Annotated in this window: 16 protein-coding genes and 1 pseudogene; 10 read left to right on the plus strand and 7 right to left on the minus strand. The window is 61.0% G+C overall.

Annotated elements, in window-relative coordinates; all coding sequences use genetic code 11:
- The first annotated feature begins 6 nt into the window (after window positions 1-6).
- The 4 genes from N6P30_RS13750 (at window position 7) to N6P30_RS13765 (ending at window position 4,755) form a co-directional block, all read left to right on the plus strand.
- Entirely contained in the window at window positions 7-1,560 is a 1,554-nt protein-coding gene (locus N6P30_RS13750; RefSeq protein ID WP_008502557.1) for a hypothetical protein, read from the plus strand.
- Window positions 1,557-2,513, plus strand: a complete 957-nt coding sequence (locus N6P30_RS13755; protein ID WP_023294392.1) for a carbamate kinase family protein — start codon at window positions 1,557-1,559, stop codon at window positions 2,511-2,513. Before N6P30_RS13750 ends, N6P30_RS13755 begins: the two co-directional genes overlap by 4 nt.
- Before the next feature lies 1 nt (window position 2,514).
- Window positions 2,515-3,894 (plus strand): amidohydrolase family protein, encoded by a 1,380-nt coding sequence (locus tag N6P30_RS13760; RefSeq protein WP_023294391.1) that lies wholly within the window; start codon window positions 2,515-2,517, stop codon window positions 3,892-3,894.
- A 126-nt stretch (window positions 3,895-4,020) separates the two neighbouring features.
- Window positions 4,021-4,755 carry a class I SAM-dependent methyltransferase gene (locus N6P30_RS13765; RefSeq protein ID WP_032664218.1) on the plus strand — a complete coding sequence of 245 codons (735 nt, stop codon included), beginning with the start codon at window positions 4,021-4,023 and terminating at the stop codon, window positions 4,753-4,755.
- On the opposite strand, the gene N6P30_RS13770 is transcribed toward N6P30_RS13765, so the two are convergent.
- Window positions 4,749-5,351, minus strand: coding sequence for a short chain dehydrogenase (locus tag N6P30_RS13770; protein WP_023294389.1), 603 nt, complete (start codon window positions 5,349-5,351; stop codon window positions 4,749-4,751). The genes N6P30_RS13765 and N6P30_RS13770 overlap by 7 nt on opposite strands.
- A 97-nt stretch (window positions 5,352-5,448) precedes the next feature.
- Between N6P30_RS13770 and N6P30_RS13775 the strand changes: the two genes are divergently transcribed.
- The 3 genes from N6P30_RS13775 (at window position 5,449) to N6P30_RS13785 (ending at window position 8,133) form a co-directional block, all read left to right on the plus strand.
- A complete protein-coding gene (locus tag N6P30_RS13775) occupies window positions 5,449-6,336 on the plus strand; it encodes a LysR family transcriptional regulator (RefSeq protein ID WP_023294388.1) in 888 nt (295 codons plus the stop codon).
- A 20-nt stretch (window positions 6,337-6,356) separates the two neighbouring features.
- A complete protein-coding gene (locus N6P30_RS13780) occupies window positions 6,357-7,538 on the plus strand; it encodes a PLP-dependent aminotransferase family protein (protein ID WP_008502551.1) in 1,182 nt (393 codons plus the stop codon).
- Window positions 7,539-7,623: 85 nt separating this feature from the next.
- On the plus strand, window positions 7,624-8,133 hold the full coding sequence (locus tag N6P30_RS13785; protein ID WP_023294387.1) for a DUF6622 family protein: 510 nt from the start codon (window positions 7,624-7,626) through the stop codon (window positions 8,131-8,133).
- 83 nt (window positions 8,134-8,216) lie between these two features.
- On the opposite strand, the gene N6P30_RS13790 is transcribed toward N6P30_RS13785, so the two are convergent.
- From N6P30_RS13790 to N6P30_RS13805, 4 genes and pseudogenes are all read right to left on the minus strand, one after another.
- Window positions 8,217-9,386 carry an HlyD family efflux transporter periplasmic adaptor subunit gene (locus N6P30_RS13790; RefSeq protein ID WP_123277562.1) on the minus strand — a complete coding sequence of 390 codons (1,170 nt, stop codon included), beginning with the start codon at window positions 9,384-9,386 and terminating at the stop codon, window positions 8,217-8,219.
- 10 nt (window positions 9,387-9,396) lie between these two features.
- Complete coding sequence (locus N6P30_RS13795) at window positions 9,397-11,598, minus strand: type I secretion system permease/ATPase (RefSeq protein ID WP_023294385.1); 2,202 nt, start codon at window positions 11,596-11,598, stop codon at window positions 9,397-9,399.
- Entirely contained in the window at window positions 11,595-12,998 is a 1,404-nt protein-coding gene (locus N6P30_RS13800) for a TolC family outer membrane protein (protein ID WP_023294384.1), read from the minus strand. The genes N6P30_RS13795 and N6P30_RS13800 overlap by 4 nt, the downstream gene beginning before the upstream one ends.
- Window positions 12,999-13,078: 80 nt before the next feature.
- A pseudogene (locus tag N6P30_RS13805) lies at window positions 13,079-21,919 on the minus strand (BapA/Bap/LapF family large adhesin).
- Window positions 21,920-22,677: 758 nt separating this feature from the next.
- Here N6P30_RS13805 and N6P30_RS13810 point away from each other — a divergent pair.
- Genes N6P30_RS13810 through N6P30_RS13820 form a run of 3 tightly spaced genes read left to right on the plus strand, consistent with a single transcriptional unit; the run spans window position 22,678 to window position 24,531 of the window.
- On the plus strand, window positions 22,678-23,205 hold the full coding sequence (locus tag N6P30_RS13810; protein ID WP_023294382.1) for a tetratricopeptide repeat protein: 528 nt from the start codon (window positions 22,678-22,680) through the stop codon (window positions 23,203-23,205).
- Entirely contained in the window at window positions 23,186-23,743 is a 558-nt protein-coding gene (locus tag N6P30_RS13815; RefSeq protein WP_023294381.1) for a sigma-70 family RNA polymerase sigma factor, read from the plus strand. Before N6P30_RS13810 ends, N6P30_RS13815 begins: the two co-directional genes overlap by 20 nt.
- Window positions 23,740-24,531 (plus strand): anti-sigma factor family protein, encoded by a 792-nt coding sequence (locus N6P30_RS13820; RefSeq protein WP_023294380.1) that lies wholly within the window; start codon window positions 23,740-23,742, stop codon window positions 24,529-24,531. Before N6P30_RS13815 ends, N6P30_RS13820 begins: the two co-directional genes overlap by 4 nt.
- Here the strand turns inward: N6P30_RS13820 and N6P30_RS13825 are convergent.
- Together N6P30_RS13825 and N6P30_RS13830 are read right to left on the minus strand one after the other, a co-directional pair.
- The gene (locus N6P30_RS13825; RefSeq protein ID WP_023294379.1) at window positions 24,523-25,083 is read right to left on the minus strand and encodes a YceI family protein; all 561 of its coding nucleotides are present in this window, start codon (window positions 25,081-25,083) and stop codon (window positions 24,523-24,525) included. The two genes, N6P30_RS13820 and N6P30_RS13825, sit on opposite strands and share 9 nt — an antisense overlap.
- Window positions 25,084-25,188: 105 nt before the next feature.
- Window positions 25,189-25,545, minus strand: a complete 357-nt coding sequence (locus tag N6P30_RS13830; protein WP_008502540.1) for a hypothetical protein — start codon at window positions 25,543-25,545, stop codon at window positions 25,189-25,191.
- Window positions 25,546-25,736: the final 191 nt, after the last annotated feature.

Genomic DNA, 25,736 nt, shown 5'->3' on the forward strand with positions numbered 1-25,736 from the left:
GCATCCATGAAAAACATGAAACTGGAGTGGAAAAGAGGTGACTGGGCGGCGTATTTCGGGTTGATGACCAACAACCTGACCAATCTGCTGACCATGATGGGGTTGCTCATTTTTGTCGTCGGCATCCCGAAGGAGATTGTTTATGGACGCATTGCGCCAGCCTTCGGGCTGGCGGTATTGGCCGCGAGTATTTGCTATGCGTGGTTCGGCATGCAGATGGCGCGCCAGACCGGGCGCACGGACGTCACCGCGCTGCCGTCCGGCCCCAGCGCGCCGTCAATTTTTACCGTGACCTTCCTGGTGCTGATGCCGGTCTATCAGCAAACGGGCGATGCGGAGTTCGCCATTCAGATTGGCCTGGTGTGGTGCTTCGTGGAGGCGATGATCCTGGCGGGCGGTTCGTTCCTCGGTGAAACCATCCGCAAGATGATCCCGCGCACCGTGCTGCTGTCGTGCCTCTCCGGCCTGGGCCTGCTGCTGCTGGCGATGAACCCGATGCTGCAGGCGTTCGAAGCGCCGACCGTGTCGTTCATCGTCCTGCTGCTGATCTTCATCAACTGGTTCGGTAAAAAGCCGATTTTCGCCAAAATCCCGACCGGTCTGCTGTTGCTGATTGCCGGTACGGCCCTGGCATGGATCTCCGGCCTGCAGAGCCCGGAAGCGATCAAAGCGTCCATGTCATCGTTCGGCTTTAACCCGCCGCAGGTGCATGTGGAGGGCTTCCTGCAGGGCTTGCCGCACGCGCTGCCGTATCTGGCCTCTGCCGTGCCGCTGGGTCTGGCGAACTACATCTTTGACCTGGAGAACATCGAAAGTGCCCACGCGGCGGGGGATGAATACCCGACGCGCAAGGTGATGCTGGCGAACGGTCTGGCGTCGATGCTCGGCTGCCTGATGGGCAACCCGTTCCCGGTGACGGTCTACGTCGGCCATCCCGGCTGGAAAGCGATGGGCGCCAGCATCGGCTACACCCTGGCCTCCGGCGTGACCATGTTCATCGTGCCGCTGTTCGGGCTGGGAGCCTTTATGCTCGCCATCATCCCGATGACCGCCATCGTACCGATTCTGGTGTTTATCGGCGTGGTCACCGCCAACCAGGTGGTGAGGGAAACGCCGAAAGTGGAAGTGCCCGTGATCTTCATCTGCCTGTTCCCGTGGATCGCCAACTGGGCGCTGACCATGATGAACAGCGTGATGGGGGCGGCGGGCACGAATGCCGCGAAAATCGGTACCGACGTGCTGCACAGCAAAGGGATCTACTACGAAGGACTCGTCCATCTGGGGAACGGGGCACCGCTCGCCAGTATGCTCTGGGGCTGTATCGCCATTTTCGCCATCATCAATAAACCGCTGCGCGGCGCCGTGGCTGCCGCGGGCGGGGCACTGCTGGCGCTGTTCGGGGTGATCCACGCGCCGGTGGTGGGCTTTGCCGAAGGCAGTTCGCTGATGTTCGTCACCGCGTATCTGATGATGGGCGGCATGTTTGTGGTGAAGCATTTTCTCGACAGCCGGGAAGTGACGAGCGCTGCGTCGGGTACTGTTGCGAAGGAGCACGTATGAAAGAGCTTATGGTCGTTGCCATCGGCGGCAACAGCATTATCAAAGACAACGCCAGCCAGTCGATTGAACATCAGGCGCAGGCGGTTAAAGCGGTGGCAGAGTCGGTGCTCGAAATGCTGGCCTCCGACTATGACATCGTGCTCACCCACGGCAACGGTCCGCAGGTGGGGCTGGATCTGCGCCGCGCCGAAATCGCCCACGAGCGGGAAGGGCTCCCACTGACCCCGCTGGCAAACTGCGTGGCGGATACGCAGGGCGGCATCGGTTACCTGATCCAGCAGGCGCTCAATAACCGGCTTGCCGCGCGCGGCGAGCAAAAAGCGGTCACGGTCGTCACGCAGGTAGAGGTAGATAAAAACGATCCCGGCTTTACGCACCCGACGAAACCGATCGGCGCGTTCTTCAGCGAGGCGCAGCGCGACGAGCTGCAGCGCGCGCACCCGGACTGGCACTTTGTTGAGGATTCGGGCCGGGGCTATCGTCGCGTGGTGGCCTCCCCACAGCCGCTGCGCATTGTCGAGGCCGATGCGATCAAGACCCTGACGCAAAAAGGGTTTGTGGTGATTGGCGCGGGCGGCGGCGGGATTCCGGTGGTGCGCACTGAGCAGGGCGATTACCAGAGCGTCGACGCGGTGATTGATAAAGATCTCTCCACCGCGCTGCTGGCGCGCGAGATCCGCGCCGACGTGCTGGTGATCACCACCGGCGTGGAGAAGGTGTGCATCAACTTCGGCAAGCCAAACCAGCAGGCGCTGGACGCGGTGAGCGTGGCGCAGATGACGCGTTACAAAGACGAGGGCCATTTCCCGACGGGCAGCATGCTGCCCAAAATCGTCGCCTCGCTGGCGTTTTTACACCACGGCGGCAAGCGCGTGATTATCACCTCGCCGGACTGCCTGCCCGCCGCGCTGCGCGGGGAAACCGGTACCCATATTGTGAATGAAGGAAGATAAGATGAGTGAAAATAAAAGCCGCCGTGAATTCATCAGCCAGAGCGGCAAAATGGTGACCGCCTGCGCGCTGTTTGGCGCGACCGGTTCCGTCGCGTATGCTGCCGACTCCGCAAAACCAACCTGCGAGACGGGTAAACCGATGACCATCACCGCGAAACATTACTATCTGGACAACGTGCTGCTCGAAGCCGGGTTTAATTTTGACGGCAGCGTGGCGACGAGCACCCGCACCGAGCTGAAAACGCTGGAGATCAAAGACGGGAAAATTGTCGCCCTGCGCGATAACGGCAGCCACGCCGACGCGACCCTGCCGCACTACGACGCGGGTAAAAAGCTGATGCTTCCGGCGATGCGCGACATGCACATCCACCTGGATAAAACCTTTTACGGCGGCCCGTGGCGCTCCCTCAACCGCCCGGCGGGCACCACCATTCAGGATATGATCCGCCTGGAACAGAAGCTGCTGCCTGAGCTCCAACCCTACACCCAGGAGCGTGCGGAAAAGCTGATCGACCTGATCCAGTCGAAAGGCTCCACCCTCGCCCGTAGCCACTGCAATATTGAGCCGGTTTCCGGCCTGAAGAATCTCGAAAACCTGCAGGCGGTGCTGGCGCGCCGCAAGCCCGGATTGGACTGCGAGATCGTGGCGTTTCCGCAGCACGGGCTGCTGCTGTCGAATTCCGAAACGCTGATGCGCGAGGCGATGCAGGCCGGGGCGCACTACGTGGGCGGGCTGGACCCGACCAACGTCGACGGCGCGATGGAGAAGTCTCTCGATCTGATGTTCCAGATTGCGCTGGACTACGACAAAGGGGTGGACATTCACCTGCACGAAACCAGCCCGGCGGGCGTGGCGGCGGTGAACTACATGGTCGAAACCGTGGAGAAAACCCCGCAACTGAAGGGCAAGCTGACCATCAGCCACGCCTTCGCGCTGGCCACGCTCAACGAGCAGCAGGTGGATGAGATTGCTACCCGCATGGCGGCGCAGCAGGTGACTATCGCCTCCACCGTGCCGATTGGCACCCTGCATATGCCGCTGAAGCAGCTGCGCGATAAAGGCGTGTTTGTGATGACCGGCACCGACAGCGTGATCGACCACTGGTCGCCGTACGGTCTGGGGGACATGCTGGAAAAAGCCAATCTCTACGCCCAGCTCTATATCCGCCCGAACGAGCAGACGCTCTCCCGCGCGCTGGGAATTGCGACCGGCGACGTGCTGCCGCTAAACGACAAAGGTGAACGCGTCTGGCCGAAAGCGCAGGACGACGCCAGCTTTGTGCTGGTGGACGCCTCCTGTTCCGCCGAAGCCGTAGCGCGCATCTCCCCGCGCACCGCGACGTTCCATAAGGGCAATCTGGTCTGGGGTACGGTGGGCTAAAAGCGAGCCGGGTGGCGGCTTCGCCTTACCCGGCCTACTGAAACCCTCAAATCGTAGGCCGGGTAAGCGCAGCGCCACCCGGCAATGTTTTATACTGGGCGTCACATTATTAAAGAGGGATCTGCCATGGCACAAAACATCTACGACAACCCGGCGTTTTTCGAAGGCTACGCCCAGCTTCCGCGCTCGGTGCAGGGGCTGGACGGTGCGCCGGAGTGGCCCGCGCTTAAGGCCATGCTGCCCGATTTAACCGGCAAATCGGTTGTCGATCTCGGCTGCGGCTACGGCTGGTTCTGCCGCGCCGCGCGCGAACTGGGCGCCTCTGAGGTCACGGGCGTTGATATCTCCGAAAAGATGCTCGCCCGCGCAGCGGAGCTTACGGCGGATCCACAGATTTACTATCAGCGCAGCGATCTGGACGCTCTCAAGCTCGACGAAAGCAGCCTCGACCTCGTCTACAGCTCGCTGGCGCTGCACTACCTTCCGGAACTGGACACGTTATTCGCCAGGGTTCAGCGCGCGCTCAAGCCCGGCGGCAGCCTGGTCTTTTCGATGGAGCACCCGATTTACACCTGCGCCTCGCGTCAGGGTTGGCTGACCGACGATAACGGCGAGCGGTTCTGGGGCGTGAATCATTATCAGGACGAAGGCCAGCGCGTCAGCAACTGGCTGGCGGACGGGGTGATCAAATACCATCGTACGCTGGGCACCACGCTTAACGCGCTGATTAAAGCCGGATTAACGATAAGCAACGTCAACGAATGGGGGCCAACGCAGGCGCAGATTGACGCCTGGCCCGCGCTGGCCGAAGAGGCGGAGCGCCCGATGCTGGTGCTGATCGCCGCCCGCAAGGCTCAGTAGCCGACCTTGTACACCCGCCCGGTCTGCACGCCTTCCACGCTGCGACGATAGGCTTGCGCCACCGTGGCGGCAGGCACGCTTTCGAAGCCCGGGAAGAAGCCATCGTACGTGTCGACCGATTCGGTGAGCACCGTTGGGCTAATCAGGTTGATGCGGATCCCGCGCGGCAGTTCGCAGGCTGCGGCGCGAACAAACCCTTCCAGCGCGGCATTCACCGTGGTGGCATTTACCCCCTGCGCAATCGGCTCGTGCGCCACGATCCCGCTTATCAGCGTAATCGAGCCGCCTTCGTTCAGGTAGTGCTGGCCGGTCAGCGCCAGACGCACCTGCCCGAGCAGCTTATCCTGCAGGCCCTGGTTGAAGTCGCTGTCCTTCATGGTCGCGAGCGGGCCGAAGTAGAGGCCGCCGCTGGCGGACACAATGGCATCCACCGGGCCGATTTTCTCAAATAGCACCTGAACGCTCGCCTGCGAGGTGATATCCACCTGCTCGTCGCCCTGCGTGCGGCCCACGCGGATGACCTCGTGGCGACGACTCAGCTCATCCGTTACCGCACGACCGACCGTACCGCTGGCACCAATAATGACGATTTTCATAGCCGACTCCTTATGTTGTGAGCCTTCATTCTTTAATAAATTAAAAGTCGGATAAACTGGGCTAAAGTTAGAAGATTGCTAACCAGAGGTTTGGAATATGGATAAGCTTCGCAGCATGGAGACGTTTATTGCCGTGGTGGAAAGCGGCAGCTTCACCGGCGCGGCGGCGCGGCTGGAGATGTCGGCGGTGATGGTGGGCAAATACGTTGCGCTGCTGGAAGCACAGCTGGGCACCCGACTGCTGGAGCGTAACACGCGCCGCCAGAGCCTGACGGATGCCGGACGCGTCTATTTTGAAGAAGCCCGACGGGTTCTGGAGCAGGTGTCGATTGCCGAAAGCGCGGTTGAACGGCTGCGTGCCACGCCCGCAGGAACCCTGCGCGTCACGGCGCCTACGTCGTTTGGCGGCTGCGCGATCGCCCCGCTGACGGCAACCTTTTTGCAGCGCTACCCGGAGGTACGCATCGAGCTGGATCTGACTAACCGGATGGTCGATCTGGTGGAAGAGGGCGTCGATCTGGCCATTCGCATTGGCGACATTCACAACGACGATCTGGTGGCGAAATACCTGTGCCCCTACAACATGGTGATCTGTGCCGCGCCGGACTATTTAGCGCAACACGGCACGCCGCAAACGCCAGACGATCTGGTGGATCACCTCTGTCTTTCGCACACGGTGTGGACCGCGCGCAACGAGTGGCGGCTGCCGGGCGTGGAAGGGGAGGTGCGCTGGAAGCGCGATGCCGTTTTACGATGCAATGACGGCTATGGCTTACGCATGGCGGCGCGCGCGGGGGCGGGGCTGTTGCTGCAGCCGGAGGTGCTGGTGGCGGAAGAGCTGGCAAGCGGCAGGCTGGTTCGGGTAATGGAACCGTTCACGCCCGCGCCGAGACCGGTGCATTTACTGTGGCGTCAGGATTTGCGGCCGCTGCCTAAGCTGACGGAATTTATTGCCCATATTCTGCTAAGATTGGGCACAATATAAAAAAAGAAGGTAATCAAAGAATGTCTGCAAACAAACTCGCCCGCAGCGCGCAGGGCCTGCAATCCTCTGCCATCCGTGAATTATTAAAACATAGCAAAATGGCGGGCGTGATTTCGCTGGGTGGGGGTATCCCAAACCCGGACCTGTTCGATCGCGAAGGGCTGAAAATTGCCTCTGATGCCGTCTTATCGCAGCATTTTGGGGAAGCATTCCAGTATGGCCTGACGGAAGGCGTGCCGGGGCTGCGCGAGGAAATTAAACGCATCTGCGAGGGGCGCGGCATCACCTGTAAGGCCGATGATGTCGTCATTACCTCCGGCTCTCAACAATCTCTGGACGTGCTGGCGCGCGCGTTAATGAATCCGGGCGATACGGTTGTCGTTGAGCGTCCAACCTATCTTGCTGCGCTGCAGGTCTTTGGCCTGGCGCAGGCCAACTTTGAATCCGTCGGCACCGACGGTGACGGCATGAAGGTTGATGAACTTGAGGCGTTGGTGGCAAAGAAAACCATCAAAGCGGTCTATATCGTTCCAACCTTTGGTAACCCAGGTGGCGTTACGCTGTCTGAGGCGCGCCGTAAACAGCTGGTGGCACTCTCGAAGCGCTATGACTTCGTGATTATCGAAGACGATCCGTACAGCGAAATTAACTATACCGATGACGTCTTCCGCCCGTTAATTGCCCATGCCAAAGATATCGGCAACGAAGAGAACGTGGTGTATACCTCCACCTTCTCTAAAATCCTCGCGCCGGGTACCCGCGTGGGCTGGGTGGTGGTACCGGAGTGGCTGAAGCGCGCGGTGGTGAACCTTAAGCAAACCACCGATCTGCACACCAGCACGCTGTCTCAGCTGATGACATATGAGTACCTGAAGACCGGCCGTCTGGCCGATCAGATTAAAACGATCCGCGAGGCCTATCGCCAGAAATACCGGACGTTCGCCACGGAGCTGGAAGCCGAGTTGGGCGACGTGATGTCGTTCCACAAGCCGAAGGGGGGCATGTTCCTGTGGGCGAAAATGAACAACGGCATGAACACTACCCGCTGGCTGGAAAAAACCTTAAGTAACGGCGTAGTCTTTGTGCCGGGCGAATTTTTCTACTGCAACGAGCCGGACCAGACAACGCTGCGCATGTCATTCGTCACCCCAACGGATGAGCAACTGATAGAAGCGGTTCGACGCCTGAAAAAATCGCTGTAAAAGACCTGCGCATAACGGTGGTTTTGCCGTTATGCGCAATACGCGTTCAGGGCGGCACGGGCCGCAATCGTCCATGGAGATCTCCATGTTTGAATTTCTGATCGGTGTTGTGACGCACACGCCCGTCTGGGTGTGGGTGCTGTTTATCTTCCTTATCTCCCGCGGCCTTAAAGCCCGACGGCCCGCCACCGTGACGCTGGAGCGGCTTGCCATTATTCCGGGCATCTTTCTTATCTGGGATATTTACGATCTGATAGTCTATCGCACGCTGACTCCCGGGACTGTTGCATTGTGGACGGCGGGGATCCTTGCCGGTGCCGCGCTGGGGTATGTCCTGATTAAGCAGGCTGTGATTACCCGCGCAGAGGCGCCGCGCAGCCTTTACCGCCAGGCCGACTACACCGCGCTGCCGTTTATGATGCTGGCGTTCGGGGTGAAATATGTGCTGGGCGTGATGAGCGCGGTCTCTCCCCAGACGATGCAGCAGCCCGCCATGAGCGCGCTGGCGATCGTCTCCGGCGGCGTGTTTGCCGGCGTCTTTATCGGGAAATTTGCGCGCTATGTTGGAGTCTATGTCGCCCGGGTTCCGGTCTGATGCCCTCACCCCAACCCTCTCCCGCAGGGAGAGGGAGAAAACCATGTAGGCCGGGTAAGGCGCAGCCGCCACCCGGCGATTGACTACCGCTCCCTCAGCGCCTCTTTCGCCCGGTTGAACGGTTTAATCATGTAATCCAGCACCGTTTTCTCGCCGGTTTTAATATCCACCGTCGCAATCATCCCCGGCACAATTGAGAAATGCCTGCCCGCCTTATTGACCAGGTAATCCTGGCTGGTGCGGATAAACACCCGGTAGTAAAACACCTCCGGCTTGGCCTCGTCCTGAATAGTGTCCGGCGAAATCGTCTCCACGACCCCGTGCAGCCCGCCGTAAATGGCGTAGTCGTAGGCGGTGATTTTGACCAGCGCCTCCTGGTTCGGATGGATAAAAGCGATATCACGCGGCGAGAGGCGGGTTTCGATCAGCAGGTGATCGTCCACTGGCACAATCTCCATTAGCTCGCCGTTGGGCGGGATCACCCCGCCGATGGTGGTGACCTTGATGTTTTTGACGATCCCGCGCACCGGCGATTTAACCGTCAGGCGGGTGACGGAATCCTGGCGGCCCTTGAGGATCGCCGACACCATATCCACCTCCGCATTGGCCTTGGAGAGCGCCTCGCGGGCCTGGACGTAATACTGCGAACGCACGTCGGTGAGCTTCAGCTCCAGATCGCTTTTCTGCCGCTGCAGGCGCAGCACCTCCACGTGGCTGGCGGCCCCGGTTTTCACCAGCCGCTGGGTAATGGCCAGCTCTTTGTTCGCCAGATCTAACGCGGCGCGAAGCTCCCGCTGGGTATCCTCCAACTGCGCGCGGCGCGAGTTGTACAGCCGGGTTTCGTCGGCAATCAGATCCGGCCATTTCGCCAGCGAAGGCGGGAATTTCAGCGGCAGATCGTTTACCTCGGCGTACAGGCGGGCGCTGGAGGCCAGCGAGGCGCGGTAGCGCGCCGCGCTTTCGCCAACGTTCGATTCGGAACGCGTCGGGTCAAGCCGCGCCAGCACCTGTCCGGCCTGCACCTGATCGCCTTCGTGGACGTTCAGCTCGGTGAGGATCCCGCCGTCGAGAGACTGTAAGACCTGCTCGCGCGAGCTGGGGATCACTTTCCCCGACCCGGTTGACACCTCATCCAGCACGCCAAACCACACCCAGACCCCCAGCACCACAAACATCAGCAGCGAGAAGATCACGATCCGGCGCGCGCCGGTGTAGCCGCTTTCGGAGTCGAGGGCGTTATCCAGATCGTCCATTGCCGCCACGTCACGCTGACTGATTTTCATTTTTCCACTCCCGTCCGGTTGCTGCCTGTTGCTGCTGTTGCTGCTGCATGCGGCTGTTGCTCAGCGCCTGGGCTTTTGGCGCGTCCATCACCAGCATCCCATCTTTCAACACGACCACGCGCTCCACCAGCTCCAGCACCGGTACGCGATGGGTGGCGACGATCAGGGTGCGGTGCCCGAGCCAGTCGCCCAGACGCTGGATGAATTCCCGCTCGGTGTGCTCGTCCAGCGACGCGGTGGGTTCATCCATCAGCACGATATTCGGATCGCGCAGCAGCATTCGCGCCAGCAGAATCGACTGGCGCTGCCCGCCGGAGAGCCCCACGCCGTTTTCCATGATCGGGTAGTCCAGCCCCTTGGGCAGCTTCTGCACGAAGCCCGCCGCGCCGGTCAGCTCCAGCGCCTCGAAGATCTCTTCGTCGGTGGCGCGCGGCATGCCGAGGGTGATGTTCTCGCGCAGGGTGCCGTAAAACAGCCGCGCGTTCTGGGTCATAAAGCCGACGTTGCGCCGCACGTCCGCCACGTCGAGATGCGGCAGGCTGAAGCCGTCGAGCCGCAGCTCGCCCGCCGCCAGATCCATCCCGCCCGCCATCGCCTGCAGCAGGGTCGATTTGCCCGCGCCGTTGCGCCCGAGGATCGCCACTTTCTCACCCGGCCCGATCTCGAGGCGGTTAATGCGCAGCGCCATGCGCGGATCGTCCGGCTGATAGCGGAACTGCGCCTGCTCGAAGAGGTAGTGGCCGCGCAGCACGTCCTGGCGGATCGGCGTCTCCTCGCGCTGGTTTTCGGTGGGAAGCTGCATGATGCTGTCCAGCCCCTCTTTTGCCGCTTTAACCTGCTGCCAGCGGGCCAGCACGCCGCACAGCGTCGCCATCGGGGCGATCATGCGGGAGGCCAGCATCGAGGCGGCGACCACCGAGCCGGTGGTCAGGGTGCCGTCGATCACCATCGGCGCGCCGACCACAATCACGGCGGCGTAAACCAGGCTCTGGATGGTCATCCCCCAGCTGATCAGGTTCTGCGTCAGCTCGCGGGTGCGCAGGCCGGATTCCGCGGTGATCTGGATATAGCTGTTCCACTGCTGCAAAAAGCGGTTTTCCGCCTGCATCAGCTTGATGTCCTCCAGCCCCTGCACGCTCTCCACCAGCACCGCGTTGCGCAGGGTCGATTCATGGGCCGACTGCTTTGCCAGCTCCGCTAGCTTCTTCTGCAGCAGCAGGCCGGGCAGAACCATGATCACCGCCGCGACCGGGGCGATCCACGCCAGCTGCGGGGCGATGATCGCCAGCACCACCACGAACAGTAAAAAGAAGGGCAGGTCGACAATCGTCGAGATGGTGGACGAGGTGACCATCTCGCGGATCTGCTCCAGCTCGCGCAGCTGTGAGATAAAGCTCCCGGTTGAGCGGGGAATCGCGCTGTTGCGCAGCCGCAGCGCGTGGCCGAAGACGCGATCCGAGACGCGCATATCCGAGCGCTTGCCCAGCAGATCCATAATGTGGCCGCGCGCCACGCGCAGCACGAAGCCAAACAGGGTGGCGATCAGCACCCCGATGGTCAGGACGTACAGCGTCGGGTAGGACTGGGCGGGGATCACCCGGTCATAGACCTGCATGGAAAAGACGATCCCGGAAAGCGACAGCACGTTGATAAACAGCGCGGCGAGCATCACCCAGCTGTAGGGGCGGAGATCGCGCATCACCAGCCGGTAGAGCCAGTCCGGGCGATATTTTGAGATATAAGCATCCACGCGGCTGTCCTTCAGCGCGGCGAGAGGACGCAGGGCAATGACGTGGCGGATGGCGGGCAGCATGGCCGTCATCGACAGCCGGTTGGTGTAGGTCTGGTCGTCGAAGAAGCTGACTTCCAGCGTGTCGTCGCCGTCGAAGTGCTCGATCGCCCCGACCCGGCCGTCATTCAGCGCCACCACCACCGGCAGACGCCAGCTGTTGATTGACTGCTGGTCAGCGGTGAGCAGCTGAAACGACAGCCCCGCCTCACGCGCCAGCTGGGTGAGGGCGGGCACCATCGGTTTGCCTTTCAGCCACGGTGCGCCTGCGATCAGCGCGCCGGGCGAGCAGGCGACGCGGTAGCGGGTGGCGATAAAGCCAAAGGCCTGCGCCCACTGGGCCAGGGCCGCATCCGTCATGTTTTCACCTTGCGGGATATCACGCTGCTTCATGGCTGGATCTCCACGGTCTGGATGGTGCGGTTATCAAGGTCGAACGCATGACGCAATTGCCCGGTGTTATACAGGCAGTTGAGCTGTAGCTGGTGCAGCTGACCAACGGTCTGCTGCTGGGTGAAGCGCGCCTGATAAACCTCCTGTTCGGCGTTGAGCACGTCGAGCAGGGGGCGCGAGCCGAGGTCCAGATACTGCTGCTGGTACAGTTCGCGGGTGCGTGCGCTGAGCGCCTCCTGGCGACCCTGAATTTGCAGCGTGCTTTGCAGGCTCATCACCTGGCTGCGGGCTTCCAGCAGTTTCTGGCGAACGTCAAGGCGCGTGCGCTGAATGGTGGACTGTGCCGCCTCCACCGCATGTCCGGCGGCGTTACGCCGGGCGGTGAGGCCGCCGCCCTGATAGAGCGGCATCTGCACTTTCACCCAGGCGGAATACTGGGTGCGATCCCGCGTGTCGCTGCCCGCGTAGCGATCGTTCAGGTAGTGGCGCACCTCCGGCTCCAGCGAGACGGTGGGCGTCATCTGCGCGTCGGCGTAGTCGAGGTTAGCCTGGGCGACGTTAGCCTGCGCCCAGGCGGCGAGTACCGCGGGAACCAGTCGGTCGTCCGGCTCGGCGACATCGCAGCTGCGGGCCAGCTTTTGCGGAAAATCATTGCTGATCGCGTTCAGGCTGTTCCAGCCGAGAAAGCTCATCAGCGTCGCGCGGGCGCTGTCCAGGCTGGCCTGGTATTGCATCAGCTGGGCGCGCGCGCCTTCGATACGGGCATCGGTCTGTACCACGTCAGAGAGCGACGTAGCCCCCTCGTCGTTACGCTGGCGGGTCAGCGTGCCGATAGAGGAGAGGGCGTCGAGTTGCTCTTTGGCGGTGTCGACCATCTGCTGCCAGGTTTGCACCTGTACCATGGCGACGGCGGTATCGTGGGCGATGGTGTCGATACTCACCAGCACGTTAGCCTGCTGCTGGGCCACGCCGGCGCTTTCGGCGCGCACCTGGCTGGCCACCTTGCCGAAGTCGTAGAGCATTTGTGAGAGGGAAAGCACCAGCGACGGCGTAAAGCCGTTCTGGTCGCCGTCGTGGGAATATCCGTTGTCCACGCCGGCATTAATCTGCGGATAGTATTTTGATTTTGCGACGTCCACCTCTTCGCTCTGCTGGTAGAGTTTGCCCACGGCTTCGCTGATGGCCGGATGCCAGGTGACGGCACGGTTGACGGCCTCGCCAAGCTGTAATGAACCGGGCGCGGCGTTGCCCGCCACCGGGGCTACGCGGCCGTTGAGCGAGGGGAGTTCCTGCGTTTCGCGAAGCTGTCCGGTATTGATCGTTGCCGCCGGATTTGCGCAGAAAGCGGGCACAGATATCAGGCAGCACGAGAGCCACCAGTAAGGCATCTTCATTCCCATGTCATGTCCCTAATAAAAAAGTACAGCTTTATTATGAATGCCCGGGCGCTGTGCGCCCGGGTCATCTGTTGCAGGTGCTATCAGGTAATGATGTGTTGCTGGTTAACAAGCTCGTCGTACGTGGTCTGAACGTTATCAAGCGTAACGAGTGCAGTATTAGTGTAGGTGGACCCTGCACCATCACGGTCGATGGAGATCACAGTGTTGCTACCGCTTTGTGTGACATGGATATAATTCCCCAACGAGGCGGTATTACCGTCCCAGCCCACCAGCAGATCGCCGATGTCGATCTTGTCCCCCTGCGCCAGCGAGAACCCGGTCCAGTGATCGCCTCCGGCGCTGCTGACGTTACCCGCCGTGGCATTCCCCACCGTACTGTTCAGCACCTGGTAAATCAGCGTATCGCCGTAGGCCGTACCGGTGATGGCGTCGTTATGTTCCGAGCTGATGAACTGCGGCGCCATATTGATGGTCAGCGTAGCGGTATCCGTTCTTCCGGCAGAGTCGGTCAGGGTGTAGTTGAAGGTCTCCTTCGACGTCATGGTTGAGAGCGATATCCCGCTGTTCAGGGTATAGGTGTAATGGCCGTCAGCGCCGATCGCCAGCGTGCCGTAGTGGCCGACAATGTTCACCGTTGCGCTGCCGGTATACGGATCCAGCGTGGTGGTCACGCCGTTGTAGCCGGTCACGCTCAGACGGGTATCCACCGAGTGGAGCTGATCCAGCACGCCGCCAGAGTCGGTGCCGTCAAAGATATTGCCGTTGACGGTGTGGCTGCCGGTGACGTCGAAATTACTCAGCGAGTAGGTGGTGCCGTTTACGCTTGGCGTGATGGTGATGGTCCCAACGCTGAGCCCCGGTACGCTACCGGTAAAGCTCAGCGTATAGGTCCCGGCGTTGAGATCCAGCCCGGTCAGCGGGACGTCGATACTGCCGCCCAGCAGCGAGGCGCCGCTGAAGGAGCCGCTGCGGATCGCGCCGTTGGCATCGCTAATCGTCCAGTTCACCGTCAGCCCGCCCAGCGCCAGCAGCGAGGCCACGCTAAAGTGCAGCGACGCGTTGTGCAGCGCGGTGTTCGGGTCGACCACAAAGGTTCCGCTGCCGCTGCCCTGGGTTGACGAGAGCAGGGCCGTGGTCCAGCTGGCGACGCCCACGGTGGTATCCGAGTAGACCGACGTGTGGTGCACCGAGGTAAGGTCCATCGTGGCGCTGACATCGTTGACCGCATTCATTGCCTGCGCGGTTGGGGTGATGTTGAGCGATGCCGTATCCTTCGAGCCGTCAGGCGCGGTAACGGTGTAGACGAACGTATCCGGCGTGCTGATATGGTCCGCGCCTACGCCGTTCCTCAGGGTATAGGTGTACTGACCGGACGCATTGATGGTCAGCGTGCCGTATTCCCCCTGAATGGTGGTGGTGCCGCTGCTGTTGACCGTCACGCCGTTCACTTCGGTAACCAGCGTGCCCGCTGGAACCGGGTCATTCGCCAGCACGTCGCCGGTGGTCGTTTCGCTGATACTCGCCACGCTGTAGACATGGTCCTGCAGGACGCTCAGCGTGTAGGCCGTCAGGGCGGTGATCCCGGACGCGGTATTCAGCAGGAACAGGTACTCCCCGGCAGGCAGGTTCAGCGTTAGCTGCGGTGACGTGCCTCCCAGCAGCGGCGCGCGCAGCCAGCCCGACTCGACGCGAACCTGCTCGAAGGTCTGGGTCGCATTGTTGAACTTATAGACGTACAGATCGAACACCGATGCCAGCGCCACGCCGCCCACGGAGGCCTGGATGGTCATGGTGCGGGTCGTCCCTTCCTCCACGTTGTAAATAATCGGGTTGGTCAGGTCGTCCAGCAGGTTAAGCCCCAGCGTGCTGCCGAGATTAATGCCCACCAGGGTAAAACCGTTCTGAGACGAGGCGCCGTTATTCACCTCACTCACGGTGGTGTCAAAGGTCAGCGAGGCCGTGTCGTCCACTGCCACAATGCCGTTGATGACCGTACCGGCACCCAGAGACAGCACCAGGTTTGCCGACGCGCTGACGCCGTTATGGGTGATGGTGTAGGTGAAGCTCTCCGTCCGGCCAACGACCGCGGCGCTGGTGTCGGTCAGGTTGTAGGTATAGCTGCCGTCGCGGTTGATGGTCAACGTACCGTATTTGCCCTGGATCACCGTGCCGTCGGCGTTCACGCTGGTGGTCACGCCCTGCGCGTTAGTGACCGTGGAGATAGTGGTGCCGGCCGGCGCGTTGTCGCTGCCGGCGGTCGGGTCCGTATCGAGGATCACGTTGCCGTTGAGGCTGGTATCGCCCGTGACCGTACCCGGACCGGTCTCTTTCACCGCCACGTCGAGGCTGGTGTAGGAGCCTGTCGCCAGCAGGTTGGTGTTGTAGCTCAGCACGCGGTAGTTGCCGTCGGCCAGCCCGGTCAGGTTCAGCGAGACGCCGGTGGCGCCGAGGGTCAGGAGATCGGCAAACTGCGGCTGGCCGGTATCCACCACGGTTGTCCAGACACCGTTGACGTAGTGCTGCACCACCAGCTCAAGGGTATTGAGCAGAGAGAGCACCGCTCCCGTGGCGTTGGCGTTTACCACGATGTCCGCGCTGCCGCCGTTGCCCACCGTGAAGTTCACCTGCGCGGTGTCATTACCGATCAGCGTCAGGACGTTGCCCACGGCGCCGACCAGCAGGAAGCCGTAGTCGCTGTACTGGCTGTTGGTGACGGTCGCCGTGGTGCTGAGGTTCAGCTCCTCAACGTTATTGCTGGCGGAGAGCGGCACCACCGGCGCAAGGGCAGAGCCCGGCAGGGAGGTGTTGCCTGCGACGTCGGTCGCGGTGATCTGCAGCGTCTGACCTTCGATCTGTTTGTTAATGAAGGTGTAGCTGTAGGTGCCGTTGCTGCCCGCAATGGCGGTCACCGTTGAACCGTCCGCAAGGCGGATAGTGACGGTGCTGCCCGCCTCCGCGCTCCCGGTCAGGACGCTACCGTCGGCGTTGAAGGTTCCGGTCGGCGCCGTTGGCGCGGTCGTATCGACGATAATCGTCGTCACGGCTGACGCCACGCTGGTGTTGCCCGCCGCATCGGTGGCCGTCGCGGTAAAGTTATGCGTGCCCTGCGTCAACGTGGTGGTGGTTTGTGACAGGGTCCAGTTGCCGCTGCCATCGGCGGTGACCGTGCCCACCAGCGTGATGCCGTCGTAGATCCGAACCGTGGCATTCGCTTCGGCGGTCCCGCTCAGCGTTGGACGGGTGTCGTTAGTCGGGTTTGTACCGGTCACGGGCCCGGTGACGCTGCCGACATCATCAATGACCGAACTGATGACCGGCGCGGCTGGCGGGAGGGTATCGACGTTAATGACATATCCGGCGGTGGGGGCGCTGGCGTTGCCCACCGCATCGGTGGCGGTGAAGGTCAACGTGTGCGCGCCGTTGCTCAGCGCCGGAGATGGCGTAAAGCTCCACGCGCCGCCGGTCGCCGTCACGCTGCCGATCTGTACGCCGTTATCAAAGATTTTCACCGTGGCTCCCGCTTCCGCCGTACCGCTGAGGGTCGGCTGCGCGTCGTTGGTGAACCCACCGTTGGCAACTGGCGTCGCCGCATTGCCCACGTCATCCAGAATGCTGGTCAGCACCGGCAGCGCAGGCGGCGTGGTGTCGACAGTGAGGCTGAAGCTGGTGGACGACACGCTGGTATTGCCTGCCGCATCCGTGGCCTGCGCGGTAAAGCTGTGCGCGCCCGCGGTCAGCGGAGGGGTGAGCACGATGCTCCAGCTGCCGCTGCCGTCCGCGGTGCCCGTGCCGACCAGGGTGGTGCCCTCATAGATCTTCACGGTGGCAAACGGTTCGCTGGTCCCAACAAGCTGCGGCTGGGTGTCGTCGGTTGTCTGCCCGGACGTGAGCGGGCCGGTGATGCTGCCCACGTCGTCGATTGCCTGGCTGATAACCGGCGCGTTCGGTGCCGCGGTATCAACAATCAGGGTAAAGCCCGGCGAGGTCGGGCTGACGTTGCCCGCTGCATCGGTGACCGTGGCGGTCCAGGTATGGCTGCCGTTGCCCAGCGGCGCTGATGGCGTAAAGCTCCATGCGCCGGTGCCGTCCGCCTGCACGGTGCCGACCGGCTGTCCGTTCTCATAAACAGTGACCGTGGCGTTGGCGGTCGCGGTGCCGTTCAGCGTCGGCGTGGTGTCGTCGGTGCTCTGCCCGGAAGAGAGCGGGGTTTGAATACTGCCCACGTTGTCACCCGCGGTCGAGATGACCGGCGCTAACGGCACGCCCGTATCGACCGTCAGGTTAAACGGTGCCGTTGTGGCGCCGGTGTTGCCTGCCGCATCGGTCGCGTTAAAGGTGATGGCGTGTGGACCTTCGGCCAGATCGCTGCCCGGGGTGAAGCTCCAGTTGCCCTGGGCATTGACCACCGCCGTGCCAATTTCGTTGCCATCAACGAGCACGTGCACGGTAGAACCCACTTCGCCCGTGCCGCTGAAGGTCGGACGCGCGTCGTTGGTGCTGTTACCCGACGTGAGCGTCCCGGTGACCGGACCGATATCATCAACCACGCTGGTCACCACCGGCACGCCGGGGGCTGCGGTATCCACGGTAAAGGTGAAGACCGATGAGTTGGCCGAGGCATTGCCTGCCGCATCCGTTGCATACGCGCGCAGGGAGTAGCTGCCGTCGCCCAGCGGCGTGGTCGGCGTAAAGGACCAGTTCCCGCTTCCGTCAACGGTCGTTGTACCAATCTGCGTGCCGTTATTCATGATGTGGATAGTGCTGCCCGCCAGCCCGGTGCCGCTGATGGTTGGGGTGCTGTCGTTGGTTACCTGGCCGCTGGTGAGGTTACCCAGGACGCCGCCAGGGACGTCGTCGTTCACATTATCCAGCGTTGGAACCGTCGGTGCCGTCAGGTCAATCACCACGCTCCAGGGGGCGGAGACCGCGCTGAGGTTGCCCTGCGGGTCGGTCGCCCGGACGGTGAAGCTGTGCGAGCCTTCGCCGAGGGCGGTATCAGGAGTAAACGTCCATGCGCCGGTACTGTCAGCCGTCACTACGGCAATCTGCGTGCCGCCGTCGAAAATAGTCACCACGCTGTTTGCGTCCGCTGTCCCTGTAAGGGTTGGCGTGGCGTCGTTGGTGAGCTCGCCGCTGACCACCGTGGTGGCGGCATTGCCCACATTATCCGTGACGTTGGTGATGACCGGCGTGGCGGAAACGGAATCCACCACGACGGTGAAGCCCGCCGAAGGACCGCTCTGGTTCCCCGCCGGATCGGTCTCGCGGATGGTCAGGACGTGATTGCCCTCTGCCAGGACAGGCGTGGTGTAGCTCCAGGTGCCGGTATTGCCGATTACCACACTGTCCAGCAGCACGCCGTTGTTGTAGATCGAGATGGTATCGCCCACCGCGCCGGTGCCAGTGAGCGTCGGCTGGTTGTCGTTGGTGGTCTGGCCGCTGGTCAGCGGGCCGGTGCCCGGGCCGACGTCGTCAATCACGGCGCCGATGGTCGGCGTGCCCGGCGCGGTGAGGTCAACGGTGACGCTGGCCGCCGGAGAGCGGCCGCTGGTCTGGCCGTTGAGGGTCGCGGTCACCTCAAAGGTGTGCAGCCCCTCGCCAAGCGCGGCTGGGGTATAGCTCCAGTTGCCGCTGCCGTCGGCAGTGACCGTCGAGACGGGCGTCACGCCACCGTCCAGGTAGATAGCGATCTGGCTTCCCGCCTGAGCCGTACCGGTGAGGGTTGGGGTGGTGTCGTTGGTCGTTTTGCCTTTCACGTCGCCAATGATTGGGTCGACGTCATCGTTGATGGCCACGATCACGGGCACGTCAGGAAGATTCGGCTCCGTACCGGTGACGGTGTAATTCGCAACGGGACTTTCATGCCCGGCAGCATCTGTCGCGGTCACGGTCAGGGTCGCGCCATCCTGCTGAGCGGGGCTGACAGCGATGGAGAAGTTACCGCCAGTGGCAACCCCGGTACCAATGACGTTGCCATTACTGTCTTTCACCGTGATGAGGCTTCCCGCTTCGGCACTACCGGTTAGTGGCGTACCTTCTGGTGCCAGGTTCAGATTGTCAGGGGCGTCCGGGGTGAGGGTGTCCACCGTCAGTTCAAATGGCGTTGAGATGGTGGTATTGCCCGCGGCGTCCGTGGCGTGCACCGTCAGGGAATGCGGACCGTCGGTGAGCGGGGTCACGGGCGTGAAGCTCCAGCCGCCGCTGCCGTTGAGGATGGCGGTGCCAAGCAGAGTCGTGCCGTCATAGACGGTGATCACCGTGTCTGCCGGGGCGGTGCCCTGCAGCAGGGGGCGAGTGTCATCCGTGGTATCGCCGCTGTTGAGCGAACCCTGTACGCCGCCGACGTCGTCGATCACGGTGGCGATGGTGGCCGCCGCTGGCGCAGTGATATCGACGTTCAGGGTGAAGTCGTCTGACGGCTGGCTGGTGTTACCCGCCGCGTCGGTGGCGACGACGCTAAAGGTATGAGGACCTTCGTCAAGCGGCGTGGGAAGGGTATAGGTCCAGGTGCCGCTGCCGTCGATCGGGATCGTAATAAGATCGGCACCATCCAGGCGAATGGTAACGGTTGAGCCCGGTTCAGCCGTGCCGTTGAGCGTTGGCGTGGTGTCGTTGGTGCTGTCGCCAGAATTGAGCGCGCCGAGGCGCTCCGGCACATCATCCAGCACTTGGGTAATGACCGGCGCCGCAGGCGCGACGCTGTCAACCGTCAGGGTCCAGGTGTTGGAGACGGGGCCGGGGTTGCCTGCCGCATCGGTCGCGACGGCGGTCAGAGCATGGGGGCCTTCACCGATTGGGGAGGAAGGGGTAAAGCTCCATACGCCGAGGCCATTGGCAACGGTTGTACCAATTTCAACACCGTCCACGCGCAGGCTGATCGTCGCGTTTGCTTCAGCGGTACCGCTGAGCGTCGGGGTGGCGTCGTTGGTGGTCCCGTTCACGTCGATCGCGCCGGTCTGCCCTGGTATATCGTTTACAACCTGTAAAATCACCGGGGCGCCAGGTGCCGTCCCGTCAACGTTAATTGTCCACGTGTTTGATATCCCGCTCGGGTTACCGGCGGGATCCGTCGCCTTCGCGGTCAGCACCCAGGTGCCGTCGGTCAGCGGTGTGGGCGGCGTAAAGCTCCACTGGCCGGAGGAGGGAACAACCACCGTACCGAGGGCATCGCTGCCGTTATAAATCGTGATGGTCGAACCTGCCTCGCCCGTGCCGTTCACGGTCGGTGCCCGGTCGTTGGTCAGCCCATTCTGGGCCACGGGGCCGGTGGTGGCCTGCACGTCATCGATCACCGACAGGATGACCGGGGTCTGCGGCGGGGTAATGTCCGGTGCCGCCGCGGAGGTGGTCGGACTGGTGTTACCCGCCGTGTCGGTGGCGTCAGCGGTCAGGATTTCGCCGTTGATCCTCGGCGGGCTCAGCGTCAGGCTGAAGTTCCCCTGGCTATCAACAACCACTGTGCCAAGGGTGAAATCGCCTTCACGGATGGTCACCGTGCTGCCTGCTTCTCCGATGCCGCTGATGGTACCGCCATCATTCGACACCACGAGGTTTCCTGGGGCTGACGGCGGCGTGGTGTCCACGGTAAAGATGATAGGCTCAGAGGCCGTACTCTGGTTTCCGGCGGCATCGGTTTCAGTGACGGTGATCGAGTGCGTTCCGTCCGGGAGCGGGCCCCCTGGGGTAACGCTCCAGGTACCGTTAGGCAGCACCGTCGTTGTACCAATCGCCACGCCGTTATCGTAAATGGTGATGGTTCCACCGGGTTCGCCCGTTCCCGCCAGGATCGGCTGCGAGGCATCGGTAGGCACGCCCGACGTGATTGTTCCTCGAATAAGGCCCGTATCGTCGAGCAGCACAATCGCGGTGGGCGCTGTCGGAGGGGTAAGATCGACGGTGAGGGTGAATACCGGTGAGGCTGGCCCGGTGTTGCCGGCGGCGTCGGTTGCCCGTACGGTAATCTGGTGGGTGCTTTCATTCAGGTCGACGGACGGGGTGAATGTCCATGTGCCATTGCTGGCGACGACCGCGGTGCCAATGGCTGTTCCGCCGTCATAAATCGTCACGGTGGAGCCCGCTTCGGCAGTGCCGGAGAGCTGCGGCCGCCGATCGTTGGTGCTGCCGCCGTTGGTCACCGTCCCCGTCTGAGGGGCGATATCGTCGATTACGCTGCCAATCGTTGGTGCATCGGGTGCGGTGAGATCCGGTGCGGTGACGCTTGAACCCTGGCTGATATTCCCGGCGTTATCCGTCGCGGTGGCGGTTACCTGCTCGCCGTTGGTCAACGGTGTCCCGAGGGAGACGCTAAAGTTGCCGTCGCTGCCCGTTTTTCCTGTGCCAATGACGTTGCCGTTCGCGTCTTTCAGCGTGATGGTGCTGCCGGGTTCGGCGGAACCGGTGACGGTTTTACCGTCTGAGGAGAACTTAAGGCCGGAAGGTGCATTTGGTGCAGTCGTATCCGGATCGGCCGAATTGTTACTGCTGCCACCACCGCCGCCACCGCCGCCGCTACTTGCCGCGGCCGCGATGCCCCCTGCAGCGGCAATACCACCCAGGGCCCATGGCCAGATGGCGGCGCCACCGGCGTCACTTCCTGACGCCGCAAGCAGCACGTCCGTGGACGCGATAGATTCGTACGTGGCGGCCCCGGTCGGATCTTCAATCCACCATAATGCGCCGTTGCTGTCCTGCAGAACCAGCTGGCTCACGCCCTGCGCGTCCGCCACATAGAAGTTTTTAAGGGTGATCACCTCGCCGGAGTGCAGTGTCACCAGCAGGTCGTTACCGCTTCGCGCGAAGTGGGAGACGCTCGCTCGCTCGACGTGAAGCTCAACGACAGAGGAATGGTTCAGCGTAACCTGTGTGCCTTCCAGGGTCGTTTCTACGCCAGTAAGTTACGAAATAACAGAGATTTGGCTCATTTTGTTATTACTCCAGCAGAAGTGTCATGAACGGCGAGCAAGACGAGCCATCTCTGCTGAAGGTAAAGGGCGCCCCCGGCGCAGCTGCTGTTATAAAACAGCGCTCACCGTAGAATTCAGCGCGCACGATGCCCGCCATGCGTCAGAGTGGCAACATCAGAGCGAATCTAATGACTTATGAAAAAACCGTTTAATGGGTGTTTTGTATTTTATAAAACCCTGTAATTAATAGAGGAATTGGTTTCTGGAATATAAAAATGATATAGACAGAAAATGAGGGTTGTGCAAATTAAGCTTTGGTAAATAAAGATGGAAACAATGAGTGGGGCATTAATGCATTCCTCTTTTTTATAATTGTTGTTTTTTATGTGGTTGTTTTTTACTGTCTTTTTGTTTTCTTTTGTGGTTCTGTTATTTAACGTTTACGACCCAGTATGATAATTGGTAGGGAGCATTTTAAATATCATGTCAAACGTTATTATTTAAGCGTGCTTAATGTGTGTTTAAGTTAGGGTAACGTTTTTGATGTAAGATATATTATGTCACTTAGGTAATGAAATATATTCTTGTACAGGGTTAAAACTCTGCTAGTGGGCGCAAGTAATAATAACGAGAAAACAAAAAATAACCTGGTTTATTATCTTTACAACTGAAGTGCAGGCAGGGTTTTAGGACAGAAAAAAATTCACCGAAGAATGAATAAAAATCGTCAGCCGGACGTTTACTGACGTCACTCCCCACTTACCCTGGAGTTTTGTATGAACACGACCTCGTTTCGTTTGATCCCGGTGCTGATTTTTTCTTTGCTGTCCCCGCTGGCGCTGGCCATGGGCAATAATAGTACCGAGAGCAAAACGCCTGATTGTCCTTCCGGACAGGTGTATGACAGCGCCACGCAGAAATGCGTGCCGGACAAGAGCAGCAGCCTCAGCGACCAGGACAAAACCAACTATGCGTACCATCTCGCGAAGAAAGGCGAGTACCAGGCGGCGCTGAACCTGCTGGATTCGCTGAAAAATGGCAACACGGCTGAAGCGTGGAACTATCGCGGGTTCGCCACGCGCAAACTGGGCCGAACGGACGAAGGGATTGGTTATTACCAGCGTGCGCTGGCTATCGCCCCGGATTACGCCAAAGCCCGGGAGTATCTCGGTGAAGCGTGGATGGTGAAAGGACGTCCCGACCTCGCGAAAGAACAGCTGAAGGTCATTGCCGGAATCTGTGGTCAGTCCTGCGAGGAGTACCGTGACCTGCAGGCTGCCATTAATGGACATCCGGAATCCTGATCTTCTCGTGGAGGGAAAACCCATCGCAACCCGTGAGGTTCGTCAACAGCTTGCCGCACACCTGACGCGCCTCTGGCGTTATGGGCTGGTGCTGTCGCGAAACAGGGATATCGCCGAAGAGCTGGTTCAGTCCACCTGCGTGCGTGCGCTTGAAAGAAGCGGCCAGTACACGCCTGGCACGCGCATCGACAGGTGGCTGTTCGCGATCCTGCACTCCATCTGGATCTCTGAGCTTCGGGCACGACACGTTCGCCAGGGGCAGGGATTTGTCCCCAGCGACGAGCTGCTGGCGCTCGACACCCGCGAACAGGATGAGACGCGCCTGCATTACCTGAAGGTGATGCAGCGCGTTAATGCGCTGCCCGAAGCCCAGCGCAACGCGGTATTTTTGGTTTATGTCGAAGGCTTTACCTACCAGGAGGCGGCGGAGACCCTGGCGGTGCCGATCGGTACCGTGATGAGCCGACTGGCGACGGCGCGGGCTCGGCTTGCCAAATCCGCTGACGCACTGCCTCCGGTAAAGGAGAAACGCTCTTGAACGCGCACCGTTTTGCACCGCCCTATAACGACGACGCCATCGTGGCCTGGATAGATGGCGAGATGTGCCGCGCCGACGCGCAGTTATTTGAAGAACAGTTAAAATGTGACGAACGCCTCGCCGGGCGAACCGACGAACTGATGAAAAGCAGCCAGGATTACGCCGGGGCGTTTGCCTGCCTGCTGGATGATGCGCCTCTTGAGAGGATGCAGGCGCGTCTCGCGGCACTTCCCGATCCGCAGGTCTCGACGGCGGCTGGCGTCAGCCGACGGGCGCTGATCGCCGCCTCGGCCAGCTTTTTGCTGGTGGGTTCCGGGCTGGGGTATCTGCTGCGTCCCTCAGCTGCGCCTGCGGATGAGAACGCCCATATCCGCGACCTCGAAGCGCAATATATGTCCCTGTACAGCGTCGAGACGCTGCTGGATATGGACAGCGCAACGCCGGTTCTGCAGCGCGGGCTGGAACGGGCCGCGCAGGACATCGGCATGACGCTGAACCTGTCGCAGCTTACCCTGCAGGGGGCAGAGCTTAAAATGGTGCGCATGCTGCGCTATGAAACGACGTCTATCGCGCAGATAGCCTGGATCAACGCCGACTACGGCCCGATGGCCCTCTGCATTTCGCCTGTTGATAAGAAGACGACGGCCTCGCTCCAACAGGAGCAGCGGCACAGCATGAACCTGGCGTGGTGGCAGGAGGCGGGCTATCAGTTTGTCCTGATTGGCCGCAACCCGCCGTCTCACCTGCGGGGAAACGCTGAGCGGCTGCAGCGCGTGATCTCAGGATGACGGCACCTTGTTAGTCTGTATTGCAATGGCGATGGCAATACGATCGTCCACGACCAGGGCAAACTTATCCATCCCGTAGGACGCGCGTGATATCGCGGTGGTGGCATCCAGCGTGAGGGCCTGCGCATGCGGGTCTTTCACCGCGGCCTCCAGGATCACCGGCCGGGCAATGTTTCGAACGGTCAGCGTGCCGAACACCCTGAACCGTCCGGCGCCCTGGTCGACCACGCGAGAGCTGATGAACTCGATGGTCGGGTAGTGCTCCGCATCAAAAAACATGTCGCTTTTTAATTGCCAGGTGAGCAGCGTGTTTGAGGCCACCAGGGTTGCTACGGGAATGGTGACGTGGATGTGGTCGTCAACGTCGTTATCCGGATTGAGCGTTACGGCACCCGTCACGCCGCTGAACGTCGCCCAGGAGAGGATGCCGCCGAAGGCGTGCCACGAGAGCCGAATGGCGGTGTTTTTGGTGTCGATAAGGTAGCTTTTCGGGGCAGCATGCAGGGAAGGGCATAACAGCAGAACGGTCAGAAAGGCCAAAAGGCGATACATAGTGGTTTCTCCGATAAGTGCGCACTGCGTAAACGCCTGAGGTGCTCATTATATTCGAAGAAATAAAAAAGGCCGCAAGCGCGACCTTTTCGTGAGTATAACGACTTACTCAGTGACTTTCTTTTCCAGCTCGCTGGCACCTTCTTTGGTTTTGTTCCAGCCTTTCTCCGCGCCTTCTTTGGTGGCATCCCACCCTTTCTCGGTGCCTTCTTTGGTTTTATGCCAGGCTTTCTGGGAATCTTCGCTGACCTTGCTGCCAAAGCTTTCGCTTTTACCTTCCGCAGCATGCTTCTGTTTCAGCTTCAGCTCTTCACCTTTGTTCTGCTCTTCGTGCAGTTTTTGCTTCGCCTCGTTGGCGTTTGCGTTCGCCGCCGCCACGGTATCGTCAGTTGCATGTGTGGTCGCAGCAAATACTGGGGAAGCCAGCAGAACGGCAGATAATGCGATAATTGTTTTTTTCATAATATCCTCATTTAACGTTATCGGTTATGAGCGTGATTCAGCATGGCACAGGCGAAACGGGATGGCTTTAGGAAAAAACTGTAATGAGATCAACATGCCCTGATGAGAGGTATTTAGCCTGAGGATTATCCAAAGGATAAAACGCCTATTTCCGCGAGGGCGGCGAGCGTCAGGAGAATGAATATGATGAC

This window comes from Enterobacter sp. PL1, from assembly GCF_945957325.1.
Taxonomy (GTDB): domain Bacteria; phylum Pseudomonadota; class Gammaproteobacteria; order Enterobacterales; family Enterobacteriaceae; genus Enterobacter; species Enterobacter roggenkampii.